The following is a 13,572-nucleotide window of genomic DNA, read 5'->3' as shown; positions in this document are numbered from 1 at the left end:
GGTATTAAATATTAAAAAGGGGGCTGTTGTGGGCCTCTTTTTTATTTTCCATAATTGTGAACAGTCCCAACTTTTACTTTCTTGAAATAGGAAGTAGGCACCTACCAGAATTCCTTGTAATCGAAATGTTGTAACAAAAGTTTAAGGGTATTATCTTTAAAAGTATAATCCTTAACATTGTTCACTATGAAAACCGTTTCTTATTTCAGGATATCAGGACTTTTTATCCTCATGTTATTATTTTTCAACATTGGACAGGCACAAATGGAATCCTCGTCTGAACTTTACCGTACAGTATTAAAATTGGACAGTATCTTGTTCGAAAATGGTTTTAATAATTGTGAGCTCAAGGAGATGGAGCACTTAATTGCCCCTGATTTGGAATTTTATCATGATCAGTCCGGGATAAGCACTTCCAAGGAGGAATTTTTTAAGGCTATAGAACAGAATATTTGCGGAAGCGGAGACAAGAAGCCTATGCGTAAATTGGTAGCGGACAGTATGGAGGTATTTCCATTGTACAACAACGGAGTTTTGTATGGGGCCATACAAAACGGGGTACATGAGTTTTATATAAAGGAGGCCCATAAAGAACTTTATATTACCGGGATAGCCAAATTCTCCCATGTTTTTATACTGCAGGATAGTAAGTGGCAGTTAAAACGGGTGTTGAGCTATGACCACCGATCGCCCGAGGAATAACTTGAGCCTTTTTGGGTAATGTTGCATAAAAGCAGTTGAAGCTCGATTTATAATAGATTTAAATAGTCACTTTTTCCTTATGTTTATTTGCTGATAATCTCTGGAAAATTAAATTTGGGATGCATTTCAACGAATAAATGGTTAATTATTAAAAATGTGGTAGGGTAAAGTCCATCTTGGATTGTTATTGTTTATGAGCCCTTGATTAAGGGGCCTAGCTGACATTTACTAATATTTAAAATTTATAACTATGAAATTCAGATTGATAACAATTGCATTATTTTTTGTTTTTACAGTTTTTATTTCTTGTACTGACAATGATGATAAGAATAGGGACTATGGGCGACTTTCCGTTAATTTAACGGATGCACCTTTTCCACATGATCTGGTAGCAGAGGCAAACGTAACTATTTTTAAGATAGATGCCCGTTACAAAGGGGATATGGATATTTTTTCCGAGGTAGAGGATAATTCAGATTCCTCAATGATAACAGAAGAAAAATCTTCCTTTGTTGTTCTGATGGAAGATGAAATGGAGGTCAATCTTTTGGAACTTACCAACGGGGTTACCAAGAATTTGGTCGATCTAGATGTCCCTGTTGGAATTTACGACCTTGTAAGGGTATATGTAAAAGGTGTAAACGTGGTACTTACGGATGGCTCCACATTTGATTTAAAAGTACCTAGCGGGGAACAAACTGGTATAAAGATCTTTATTAAACCCGGTCTTGTGGTAGAAGGTGGACTAAGTGCCGATTTATTGTTAGATTTTGATGTAAGCAAATCTTTTGTAGCTAAAGGAGGAGGCAGTAATTATGAGAATATAACCGGATTTAATTTTAAACCGGTCATTAAAGCTTGTAATATGTCCACCGCTGGCACTTTGTCCGGTAAGGTGACAACACTTCAGGAAGAAGTTGCAGAAGGATTAGAAGGAGCACAAGTGGCCGTTTTTGCAGCCGACACCTTGAATACTACTACTTTTACGGATGCTGACGGAAAATACATGGTTATGGGACTAATTGCCGGAAGTTATGATGTTGAGGTAGAATTATCAACCTACCAAAAGAAATCTGTTACCGATATAGAAATAGTTGCTGGAAATACCACCTCCCAAGATTTTATTTTGGTTGCTGGGGAATAACATTACTTTATAAGAAATGTAAAAGGTGGGTGTCATAGTCCACCTTTTTTTGTATAAGATTATATAATTTGCCGTATGTTCAAGGCAATGGTGAATCCAGTCCATTACAAAATTGAAGATTAGTTGTATCCAATTGAAATAAAATGCAGACATAATCGGATTACAAAAAAAAGCCGAACAACTATTGAAAGATGTTCAGCTTTTAAAGCTTAAAAGCGATTCCTTAATTAAGGGAAGCCAATAGTTTTTCCGCCACCAACTCCGAGGATGCCGGATTTTGCCCAGTAATTAAATTCCCGTCCTGTATGGCATAGGCTGCCCAATCGGTTTCTTTGGAATAGGTGCCTCCTTTTTCTTTTAACATGTCTTCCACTAAAAATGGAACCACATTCGTGAGCTGAACTGCCGCCTCTTCAGTATTGGTAAATCCGGTTACCTTTTTGCCTTTGACCAGTGGAGAGCCATCTTCATTTTTAACCCCTTTTAGTGCGGCCGGGGCGTGACATACAAAGCCAATCGGTTTCTTCTGTCTGTTAAAAGTCTCAATGAGTGCTATAGATGTGGTATCGTTCGCCAAATCCCATAACGGTCCGTGGCCTCCTGGATAAAATACGGCGTCGTAGTCACTGGGATCTATTTTTGACAAGGCCAAAGTATTCTTTATTTTATCCTGTGCCACGGCGTCATTTTTAAATCGCTCGGTATCCCTTGTACTGGTTTCAGGGGTATCGCTACTTGGGTCTATAGGTGCAACTCCGCCTTTGGGAGTGACCAAGGTAATATCGGCCCCTTTATCCAATAAGGTATAATATGGATTTGCAAATTCTTCGATCCAAAATCCTGTTTTCTTTCCGGTATCCCCCAATTTATCGTGGGATGTTAGTACAAATAGTATTTTCATTTGTTTTTATTTTAATGTTATTTAATATGGGAATTGTAATCCAAACCTAGACTTTTACGATCATTTTCCCTTTGTTTTTACCCTCAAACAAATCCAAAAATGCTTGTGGGGTGTTTTCAAAACCGTTTACAACGGTTTCGGTATAATTTAATTTACCTTCGGCCAACCAAGTGGATAAATTCTTCATGGCTTCAGGGAATTTTTCCGCATAATTGGAAACAATAAAACCTTGCATTAAGGCACTGTTTTTAATCAAAAATGGTTGAACGCTAATACTTTTGGGCATTTCTGTGTTGTTGTACACCGAAATGGCACCGCAAATAATCATTCTAGCATATTTGTTGATATTATATAAAACCGCATCGGAGATTGGGCCACCTACATTATCAAAATAAACGTCCACACCGTCTGGACAAGCTGTTCTTATGGCTGCTCTCATATCGTCTGTAGTGTTATAGTTAATAGCGTGGTCAAAGCCGAATTCCGAGGTAAGCATGGCCACTTTTTCATCCGTTCCGGCAATACCCACAACATATAGTCCTAATATTTTTCCAATCTGCCCAACTACGCTGCCCACTGCCCCGGCGGCACCAGAAATCAGTAAGGTCTCCCCGGCTTTGGGTTTTCCTATTTCGTTGAGGCCCAAATAAGCGGTTAGTCCGGTCATACCTAAAATACCCAAATAAGCACTAAGGGGGGCTAGGTCCTTATTTATATTTAAAAGGCCTTCTCCTTTGGAAACCTGTTGGGTTTTCCAGTCCATCATCCCCGAAACATAATCGCCCTCTTTAAATTTATCGTTCTTGGAAGCCATAACTTTGGCAACAACACCGGAGGTTATGGGTTTTCCCAACTCAAAGGGGGGAACGTATGATTTGGCATCATTCATTCTTCCCCTTAAATAGGGGTCAACGGAAATATAGGTGGCTTCCAGAAGTATTTCTCCTTTTTGAATGTTTAGATCCTTATCCTCATTTACGAATTCGAAATCTGACAGGGTAGGTTTCCCTACAGGTCTTTTTTTTAATATAATAGTCTGTATCATTATGTAGTTTTAGTGTATTGGGGTTTATTTTTTTATACTGCTCCAGGCCGCCTGATAGGCATCCTCCAGGTGATATTGGTTTAATTGAAAAACACCCCTTTGTTGCATTATCATTAAAAAAGATAAAGGATTAATGGTGTAGGCATAGAGGAGATAGGGCGACAAAGGTTTTATGATGCCTTCCTTTTTCCCCTTTTCCCATAGGTCCAATAGTGGCTGCAGGTGTTTTAGACCTTCCTGTCTACTGGCTTCGTCAATCATGGGTGTATTGTCGCACTGGGCCAGAAACATAGCTTCTTCCACTTCCTTAAGTTTAAAATCGGCAATACGCTTCCATATTTTTTCAAAACCTTCGGCTACAGGGGTGTCGCTACTAAAGTTTTTGAAAGCATAGGCCGTATATGTGGCCTTAACTTCTATATACACTTTGTTTACAAGGTCCTGCTTATTGTCAAAATACAGGTAAATAGTAGCGGGTGAGACGTTAGCCATTTTTGCAATCTTGGACATGGGGGTAGCGTGGAAACCATTGTTGTTGACCAAGTTAATGGTAGCTTTTACCAAGGCATTTCGCTTTTCAATACTTTTTTGAAGTTTTGCCATAATGTTCTAAATGGAAATTTATAAGGGTGCTGTTCAAGGTTGATAGCAATATGGGTACAAAGATAAGAATAAAAATGAATGTTCATTCTTTTTCGTAACATTTTAACAAAAGTTTACAGGAATAAAAATTTGCATAGAACGGGATATTGTTATTAAAAGCTGATTATTTGGGAGTGATAGGGGATAGTGGTTAATTTGGGAGGACTTTGATAAAAGCAAAATCTGACCATGATGTAATCTGCCAAAATCGCCGTACTCGAAAAGGCATAGCCTTCAGATACCCAATACAGAGAGCACTTCGGAAATTAAGGTGAATAAAACTTTATGATAAATTTATCTTAAAGTTAAGTTTACTAAAATTGAATTTAAAACGTAATATTTACATTTACTGCTATTATACTTAGTTAACCACAGACCATTTTGAACGATTCCATCAGCACATACAACAAAATTAATGCTGAAGTTGGTATAAAAATAGAACCTTTCGATGTCACTAAAAGGTATACCAAGCCTCACAAACACAATAAATATCTCGAAATAATCTATTTTGTAAAAGGTAGTGGTTTTCATCATATGGACATGACAAGCCATAGCATAGAACCACCGCTGCTGTTTTTGGTGAAGAAGGACGAAGTTCACCATTGGGAGATTATTACTAAACCCCAAGGATATGTCATTATTATTAAGGAGTCCTTTTTAGAAAAAACACTGGACAAATACATCAATACCCAGCTGATTAAACTTAGTAACTGTCAAAAAATAAAGGTTGAAGATCATGATAGTTCTCTAAAATTCCTGTTCGAGGCATTGTGTTGGGAAATGAAACAACTTCAATTGAACCAAGAAGCCGTGGAGGGGGGATTAAAGGCCATATTGTCCAAAATGGTAAAATACGCCTCTGCCCAAGGAGGAGAAAATACGGATAAGACCACGCAATTCATTAATCTATTATCTGAAAATTTAAAGAATAATGTCTCTTTTTACGCAGAGACTTTGAATACCACTTCGCAGAATCTCAACGCCATATGTCATAAGGTCTTCGACAAAACAGCCTCGGATGTTATTGCAGAGCATATTATCAGGGAAGTAAAACGACAACTTATATATACCAATAAATCTATAAGTGATATAGCTTATGATCTAGATTTTAAGGATACCTCGCACTTCACCAAATATTTCAAGCGCTATACACAGCAAACCCCTTTACAGTATAAAAAATCACATTTGTGATTATAAACACCATTCCTTTTTCAAATACACCATTTTAAGTTCTATGGCAGATCTATTTTTGTCGAAAATTAAGATCAAACCAATTACTTATGAATTTTAAAAGTACTTTTATTATTGCGGTCCTATTATGTGGCCTGCAAGTTGTAACCGCCCAGATTTCCGGAAAAATTATTGATGCCAGCGATAGCTCACCCTTGGAATACGCCACGGCAGCACTATATAATCAGACAGATGGGGCTTTGGTCACAGGAGTGGTTACATCTCAAGATGGTTCCTTTGTTATAGACGGAGTAAAACCTGGAACCTATTATGTGGAAGCTTCATTTATGGGGTATGATACCCAAACAATCTCCGATATTGAAATAGATAAAAAGCAACCGGCGAAAGTTCTTGAGGTAGTAGGATTGTCCTTCGGAAACCAACTGGACGAGGTTGTTGTACAAGGAGAACGGTCCACGGTGCTTCACAAGATAGACCGTCAGGTATTTGATACCAAAAAGTTTCAAAATAGTCAGGGAGGAAATGCCATTGATGTGGTTAGGAACTTGCCAACGGTAACGGTAGATGCCCAGGGCGGTGTAAGTGTAAGGGGCAGTCAGGGTTTTGCCGTTTTGATTAACGGAAAACCAACCCAGGGCGACGCCAGTACCATATTGGCGCAATTGCCTGCAAATGCATTGGAAACAGTGGAATTGATTACTGCACCTTCGGCCAAATATGACCCTGAGGGCAAAGGGGGTATATTGAATATAATTACCAAAAAGGGGGCTACAAATGGTGTTTATACCCAAGTAAACGTTCGTGCAGGATTACCTTCCATTGAGCCCTATGGCACCAAGGAGGCTGCACAGCGATATGGTATGGATGCAACTATAAACAAGCGAACCGATAAATGGAACCTGTCCTTTGGAACAAGTTACCAGCGCAATGATAAAACAGGTAGGAGGGAAGGTGAGTTATTTGTCATAAATGAAGCCGAGAACAAACAAACCTTTTTGCCTTCCGATGGGGAACGGAGTTTTGATGATATTAGCTATAACGGTAGATTCGGTATAGACTTTACACCTAATGAGGCGGATACCTATTCTTTGGGTTTTTATGCAGGAAAGCATACAGTAGATCGTTTGGCCGATATCGATTACTATGACAATCACGCCATTTCGCCTATAGGCAGTGGTAACAGGGAATATACTTTTCAGTATTACAATCATAATTTAAGAACCAGAAAGGGCGATTTTGCCCTAGGTAGTTTTGATTATGCCCATAAATTCAACAATGATTCCAAGTTGTCTACCTCCCTATTGTATGAATACACTTTTTTGGGCGGTCCTACCTATAATGATAATTTGGGTCTTACCGATCGTAATATTATTTATCAGCAGGAGTACAATACCAATGACAACCCACTAAACGGGTATAGGGTGAATGTGGATTATCAATTTAAGCCTTTTTCCATTGGTACTTTGGAAACAGGCTATCAATTTAGGGATATTGACCACACAGGTGAGTTTGTTTATGAGCGCGATGGCGTTTTAGTACCTGAGTTTTCCAGTAATATAAGTTTACAGCGTACCATTCATTCTGGATATGCACAACTAACAGGCGCAAGCAATAAATGGGACTATGCCGGAGGTCTGCGATTGGAATCCATGGATCGTACTTATTCGGAAGATTTAAGGACAGCCGACCCCGAGCAAACCTATACCTATGATTTTGTTAAGCTGTTTCCATCCGCATCATTGCAGTATACGGTTAACGACAGGACCAAATGGAAGGCAGCTTATAGCAAAAGGGTAGAAAGAACAACTACCCTTAAAATGAACAGTTTCGCCGAAAGGGAACACTCCGAGGTTTTTGAACAGGGAGACAATCAATTGAGGCCGGAATTTATTGATCTGCTGGAACTAGGTATAACCAAAAGCTTTAAAGGTGGTAATTCCATCAACGCCACGGCTTACTATAGGCATGTTGACAATGTAATAAACCGTGTGAACACCTTGGCCTATGAAGCTAATGGTGCTGTATTGGACAGTATTATTAATAGGGTTTACTCCAACGTAGGAAAAAGCAATGCCCTTGGAATTGAAATAGGGGCACAACTAAAACCTACCGCCAATTGGACGAATTATATAGGAACAAATATTTATTCCTATGATATAGACGGGGCCTTTATTTTTAGACATAGGGATGGTATCTCTAGAAATTACGGTGTAAATAGCAGTGCCACCATTTATTCTTTTAACGTAAATTCCACCTATTCGTTCTGGGAAAATGCCTCTTTGCAATTTACGTTCAATTATTTGTCCGATACGAATACCGCCCAAGGAGAAGATTCTAGATTCTATTCCCCTAATCTTACCTTTCGAAAGTCGTTTTTTGATGATAAATTAACGGCAACCCTTCAATGGCAGAATATAGATATGGGCTTGTTGGACACCAATGAACAACGTATCACTACGTTTAAAGCCAATGAATTCTACACTACTACCAATTACCGATATGAAGTGGATATGATATCCATTAATTTGTCCTATACTTTTAATGCCACAAAAAGTAAGGCCAAGTTTATAGAAAGTGAGTTTGGCAAAAAGGAATTCTAAATAAGAAAGTGTTCTGGATATTAACTAAAATAAGGTCTGGCAATCATATTTTGCCGGACTTTTTTTGTTCTTATAATTAGGTCAGTACTCTTTAAAGAGGCCTAGTCTTAATAAAGGAGTATTATGTTATACTACAATCGTCTTTAACAAAGTGTAACCATCCGTTGTATTGCCTGTTACGGAATCTGCCATATTACCTGTAAGACTGTTGTTAAACACATTATCCTTTGAATTTAAGGTGTCTGCTTCACCTTGATAGGAGGCCGTGGCATATACGTCATCACAAACGGCTTTTGGAAAGGCAATTTGGCTTATTTTAATCGATTTTTCATTGGCATCCAAAATTTCAAGATGAATGTGGGGTGCTCTACCTGGGTACCAACCCGGAAAAATACTTATGAATGAAGCGTTTCCGTTCGAATCGGTAATTTGTCGTCCCCTCAAAAAATGGGCATTGGTATAATCGCTCTGTTGTAGTGCCGTATTCCCATATTCGGAATAATAGCCTTGGGCATCGCAATGCCATACATCAACATAAACTCCGGAAAGTGGATTGCAATCGTTGCTCTTGTTTAACACCTTAAGAGTAAATAGTAAAGCAACACCAATTCTATCCGAGACAATATTGGACTTCATTAAATCCGACGGAGTTTTGATTGGAAACGGTCCGGCCGTCTCACTAGGGGATAATTCACAATCTTCCTTACCCTCTTCCTGGATTTTAGGATCACTATCCTTAGTACAGGCTTGTACCACGGTAGGGACGGCAACGAATATTCCCATCCCCAAAACTCCTTTTTTCAGAAAATCGTTTCTTTTCATCCTAATTCAGCTTTAGTATATAATAAAGTTATTTAAAAAGTAGGTCTTAAGGAAGAAAATTGGAGGAATAGTGCAGGCAAGAGGAATATGGATTATTTTTTTTCTATACTTTTTGTAAAGAATGCTGCATACGATAAAATAGGAAACAAGAGCACTAACCGTTAATATATTGGAATATAAACCAATTACAGGCATTCCCTAGAAAACTGTGGCTATCTTTGCCGAAAATTATTTTATGTCAAAGCAGTTTTCTGATTTAGGAATTAACGAACACCTACTTCAAAGTTTAATAGACCAACAAATATCAGAGCCCACTGATATTCAGAAGAAGGTGATTCCTGTGATTTTGGAGCAAAACAAGGATGTAGTTGCTTTGGCAAAAACAGGAACAGGTAAAACGGCTGCTTTTGGTTTGCCCTTATTACAATTAATAGAAACTGAAAATACCAATATCCAGGGCGTAATATTGGCGCCTACACGGGAACTGGGGCAACAGATCTATACTAATCTGGTTTCCTTTTCTACCCATAGTCCGTCTATTTCCATTGCTTCAATATGTGGAGGAATCCCTATAAAGCCTCAAATAGAACGTTTAAAGAGTGCCACCCATATCGTAGTAGCCACACCAGGTCGCTTAGTGGATTTGGTGAAGCGAGGAGCCATGAACATTAAAAATATTAAGTATTTGGTCTTGGATGAAGCCGATGAAATGGTAACTGCCTTAAAGGTGGATTTGGATAGTATTATTGCAGAAATCCCAAAATCCAGAAAAACATTATTGTTTACGGCTACCATGCCAGGAGCCTTAAAACAATTGATCCAGAATTATATGTCCAAACATGTAGTTCAGATAGAAGCGGACACGGCTACATTAGGGCATCAGGGAATAGAACATAGGTATGTTGTCGTAGAACCCATTGAGAAATTGGAAGTTCTACTTCACTTTTTAAAGTCCAGGGAGGGAGAAAGAGGAATTATTTTTTGCAAGACGAAAGCGGCGGTAAATAAATTGGGAAAAAACTTGGCCATCAATAAATTCCGATCAGGTGCAATACATGGGAGTTTAACCCAAGGTATTCGAGATCGGGTAATGGGACAATTTAGAGAAGGGTTTATAGATATTATGGTGGCGACCGATTTGGCTGCCCGTGGTATTGATGTTAAGGAAATATCCTATGTAGTAAATTATCATTTGCCAGATACTTATGATACCTATGTGCACAGGAGTGGACGTACCGCCAGGGCAGGGGCAGCTGGATTTTCATTAACCGTTATCCAGAAAGAGGAAGTAGAGGATATTGCCGAATTCCAAGAGGAGTTGGGTATAGATTTTAAAGAATTTAAAAAAGCGGATGCCGAAAGTATTGAAGAAAATAACGCCTTGATTTGGGCCAACAAAATATTCAAGACCAAACCCAATCGTACTATTTCCCAAGATTTTAGGGAGAAAATAAGAACAGTATTTCATCACTTGACCAAGGAGGAACTTATAGATAAGATACTTACAGATCATTTGGGGCAATCAAGCAGTGGAAGCCCAAAATTGGAATCGCCCAAAAAGAAAAAAAATAAACAATAATCATGGCCAACAATATAAAAGAGCAGGAGGATATTTTATCAAAATTAAAGATCCAACAGTTGAACCCTATGCAGGAAGAGGCCATTTCTGTTATTGAAAAAACAGCCAATACAATTATTCTGTCCCCAACGGGAACCGGTAAGACCTTGGCATTTCTATTGCCTTTATTGGAAACTCTGGATCCTAATATTGACGAGGTCCAGGCACTTATTCTAGTGCCTACCCGGGAATTGGCCATACAAATTGAGCAAGTGGTTAGGAATATGGGGACCGGTTATAAGGTAAATGCCGTTTATGGAGGGCGCCCCATGTCCAAGGATAAGATTGAAATTAAACATAGCCCTTCTATTTTAATAGGAACCCCAGGACGTATTTTGGACCATTTTGATAGTGACCGGTTCTCTAGGGAAAGTATTGAGACCCTGGTATTGGATGAGTTCGACAAGTCTCTGGAAATAGGTTTTGAGGAAGAAATGTCGGGAATTTTGAATGAATTGCCCAATATTAAGAAGCGCATCCTAACCTCGGCAACCCAGGGTGTTGGCTTTCCAAGTTTTGTAAAATTGGATAATCCTGTAGTTATTGATTATTTACAAGTAAAAATAGCCTCAAAATTAGCTATCAAGAAGGTGAGTACGGAGACTAAGGATAAGTTGCCCAGATTGTTGGAATTGTTATTGCACATAGGAAATCAACCAGGAATAATTTTTTGCAATTTTAGGGACAGCATCGAGGAAGTGAGTACTTTTCTGGATAAAAACAGTATAGGTCATAGCTGTTTTTCCGGTGGCATGGAACAAAAGGATAGGGAGCGTTCCCTTATTAAATTTAGAAATGGGACGAGCCAAATTTTGATAGCAACGGATTTGGCAGCTAGGGGAATTGATATTCCGGAATTGAAATATATTATTCATTATGAACTTCCACATTCTTTGGAAGAGTTTACCCATAGAAATGGAAGGACCGCAAGGGTCAATGCCAAGGGCACTGCCTATGTGCTAAAATGGGAAAATGAAAACCTGCCCTCGTTTATAGATGATGCGGAAGGAGTGGATATAACAAGGCAAGCAAAAAGAAAACCACAATATTGGGAAACCTTGTTTATTTCCGGTGGAAGAAAGGACAAAATTTCCAAAGGGGATATCGCCGGCCTATTTTTTAAACAGGCGCGTATCAACAAAGATCAATTGGGAGAAATAGAGTTAAAACAGGATTGTGCCTTTGTGGCCGTACCATTGTCGATAGCCGGTGAGCTAGTCAAAAAACTGAACAACACGCGTTTAAAAAAGAAAAAAGTACGGATATCCGTACTATAATTAGGGGTATAATAACAGCGTAAATTTGAAAATAAATGCCTCTAAAAAACAAGTTTGTAAATATAAATGAAGTAAATAGCTGTTTTTTAAATTATTAGCACCATCTTTGCAACTTAATATTATAATAAATTTAATTACATTACGATGAGTAGTAAAGGAACAGTAAAATTTTTCAACGACACTAAAGGTTTTGGTTTTATCACTGAAGAAGGTGTTGAAAAAGATCATTTCGTACACATTTCAGGATTGATCGATGAAATTCGCGAAGGCGATGAAGTATCTTTTGACCTTAAAGAAGGTAACAAAGGATTAAACGCAGTAAACGTACAAGTTATATAATATATACTTCCATGTTTAATGAATTGGCCCATCTTAATAGATGGGCTTTTTTTATTTGTTAAATACAGCGGGTTGTAAGAAATTAGACGTAGTTTCGCGCCCTGTAAAAATATCATTATGAAGCGCATAAACGAATACAAGAAACTTTTTGGAATAGAAAAGGAGATCGATCTAAAGGTACTTAAGAAAAGTTACCGCGACTTGGTTAAGGAATGGCATCCGGATAAGTTTCAGGAAGGGGATATTAAGCGCGAGGAAGCAGAGGTAAACAGTAGAAAGATTATAGATGGTTATCATTTTTTGGTGAGCATTGCTCCAGAAACAAAAATGGCAAACTTGGAGGCCTATACGGAAACCATCACCAATTCGGGGATAGCCGATTACCATCACAAGGGCCTTTTATTGGAAATTACCTTCGTGGACGGATCTACCTATGAATATTTTGGTGTTACCAAGCAGGTTTACATCAAGATGGTCAATTCCAATACTGTCAACCGTTTTGCGAAGCGCATGATATATCCTAAATACAACTATAGGCAATCCAAAAAACAGCTACAAGAAGCATAGGAACTGTTGAATCCGTATGGCCGCTAGCTTAAATACAAAATCTAAAAACAAAATATAAAAGTGAAAGCCACTTCGGTTTTCACTTTTTAGTTTTAGAGGTGACCGATAATTGGTTGTTAGGCCTCTTCTGTTGCCCAAATTGCTGTTACTTTCCCAATGCTAAACCTATAATCCCTTATTTGATTTAAGGTAATACTTTGTTTTGGACGGGAACAAGGTCTATCTGTAATTATAAACCGGCCAGTACTACTTCACCAGCCACGATTCCAACGGATAACAAAAACAATATCAGGGCGGGAAACGACTTTATATTAGGGTCATCTGCTTTAAAATGCATGGCAATGGCGCCTAACATAAAAATCCCCATTGCCCCAGCGGCAGGAGTGCTAAGGTCCTTTAACCAAATGGATACCACCAATAGTATGGCCAGGCCAACTTTAATGGTTCCAACTATGTACATTATGGTATGGGAGAGACCATAGGTTTCAAATTCCTCCTTCATGGATTTGGATTCACCTCCTCGCCATGGAGTGGGTTTGTTGAAGCGGAGAAACCAAACATTTAGGATGCTTAAAAAAATGATGATTTTCGCAGCTACCGTAAAGTAGTAAATAAGCATATGTCCCTATGAATTTAATATTGGTAATGGTTATCAAAACCTAAGATAAGAATTATCTGTTTGTACACAGTACTATGGCTGAAAATTTTGGGATTCATGCAGTGA

13 protein-coding genes are annotated in these 13,572 nt (G+C 38.4%); 8 read left to right on the top strand and 5 right to left on the bottom strand.

Translation table 11 applies throughout. The annotated features are described in order from the left end of the window. The first annotated feature begins 186 nt into the window (after positions 1-186). Complete coding sequence (locus MWU84_RS04445) at positions 187-702, top strand: DUF4440 domain-containing protein (protein ID WP_246898726.1); 516 nt, start codon at positions 187-189, stop codon at positions 700-702. Between the two features lie 250 nt (positions 703-952). Beyond that, complete coding sequence (locus tag MWU84_RS04440) at positions 953-1,846, top strand: DUF4382 domain-containing protein (RefSeq protein WP_246898724.1); 894 nt, start codon at positions 953-955, stop codon at positions 1,844-1,846. A 223-nt stretch (positions 1,847-2,069) separates the two neighbouring features. Here MWU84_RS04440 and MWU84_RS04435 read toward each other — a convergent pair whose 3' ends face one another. Genes MWU84_RS04435 through MWU84_RS04425 form a run of 3 tightly spaced genes read right to left on the bottom strand, consistent with a single transcriptional unit; the run spans position 2,070 to position 4,395 of the window. Beyond that, positions 2,070-2,747, bottom strand: a complete 678-nt coding sequence (locus MWU84_RS04435; RefSeq protein ID WP_246898722.1) for a type 1 glutamine amidotransferase domain-containing protein — start codon at positions 2,745-2,747, stop codon at positions 2,070-2,072. A 46-nt stretch (positions 2,748-2,793) separates the two neighbouring features. Beyond that, a complete protein-coding gene (locus tag MWU84_RS04430; protein WP_246898720.1) occupies positions 2,794-3,792 on the bottom strand; it encodes an NADP-dependent oxidoreductase in 999 nt (332 codons plus the stop codon). A 24-nt stretch (positions 3,793-3,816) separates the two neighbouring features. Further along, a complete protein-coding gene (locus MWU84_RS04425; protein WP_246898717.1) occupies positions 3,817-4,395 on the bottom strand; it encodes a TetR/AcrR family transcriptional regulator in 579 nt (192 codons plus the stop codon). Positions 4,396-4,815: 420 nt separating this feature from the next. Between MWU84_RS04425 and MWU84_RS04420 the strand changes: the two genes are divergently transcribed. Both MWU84_RS04420 and MWU84_RS04415 read left to right on the top strand, forming a co-directional pair. Next, complete coding sequence (locus tag MWU84_RS04420) at positions 4,816-5,625, top strand: helix-turn-helix transcriptional regulator (protein WP_246898715.1); 810 nt, start codon at positions 4,816-4,818, stop codon at positions 5,623-5,625. An 89-nt stretch (positions 5,626-5,714) separates the two neighbouring features. After that, positions 5,715-8,225 (top strand): TonB-dependent receptor, encoded by a 2,511-nt coding sequence (locus tag MWU84_RS04415; protein WP_246898713.1) that lies wholly within the window; start codon positions 5,715-5,717, stop codon positions 8,223-8,225. 126 nt (positions 8,226-8,351) lie between these two features. Here the strand turns inward: MWU84_RS04415 and MWU84_RS04410 are convergent, their stop codons facing one another. Then, positions 8,352-9,047, bottom strand: coding sequence for an intradiol ring-cleavage dioxygenase (locus MWU84_RS04410; protein WP_246898711.1), 696 nt, complete (start codon positions 9,045-9,047; stop codon positions 8,352-8,354). 235 nt (positions 9,048-9,282) lie between these two features. Here MWU84_RS04410 and MWU84_RS04405 point away from each other — a divergent pair, with 235 nt between their 5' ends. From MWU84_RS04405 to MWU84_RS04390, 4 genes are all read left to right on the top strand, one after another. Further along, complete coding sequence (locus MWU84_RS04405) at positions 9,283-10,626, top strand: DEAD/DEAH box helicase (protein WP_246898709.1); 1,344 nt, start codon at positions 9,283-9,285, stop codon at positions 10,624-10,626. A gap of 2 nt (positions 10,627-10,628) precedes the next feature. Next, the gene (locus MWU84_RS04400; RefSeq protein WP_246898707.1) at positions 10,629-11,942 is read left to right on the top strand and encodes a DEAD/DEAH box helicase; all 1,314 of its coding nucleotides are present in this window, start codon (positions 10,629-10,631) and stop codon (positions 11,940-11,942) included. Between the two features lie 144 nt (positions 11,943-12,086). After that, positions 12,087-12,281: a cold shock domain-containing protein gene (locus MWU84_RS04395; protein WP_031444295.1), complete on the top strand. Its 195-nt coding sequence runs from the start codon at positions 12,087-12,089 to the stop codon at positions 12,279-12,281. A 117-nt stretch (positions 12,282-12,398) separates the two neighbouring features. Further along, a complete protein-coding gene (locus MWU84_RS04390; protein WP_246898705.1) occupies positions 12,399-12,848 on the top strand; it encodes a KTSC domain-containing protein in 450 nt (149 codons plus the stop codon). A 229-nt stretch (positions 12,849-13,077) separates the two neighbouring features. On the opposite strand, the gene MWU84_RS04385 is transcribed toward MWU84_RS04390, so the two are convergent. Then, complete coding sequence (locus MWU84_RS04385) at positions 13,078-13,467, bottom strand: DoxX family protein (protein ID WP_246898702.1); 390 nt, start codon at positions 13,465-13,467, stop codon at positions 13,078-13,080. Between the last annotated feature and the right edge of the window lie 105 nt (positions 13,468-13,572).

Origin of the sequence: Arenibacter sp. F20364 (genome assembly GCF_023015905.1) — a bacterium.
Classification (GTDB): domain Bacteria; phylum Bacteroidota; class Bacteroidia; order Flavobacteriales; family Flavobacteriaceae; genus Arenibacter.
Note: the sequence above shows the minus strand (reverse complement) of the source record. Positions and strands in the feature narration are given on the sequence as shown.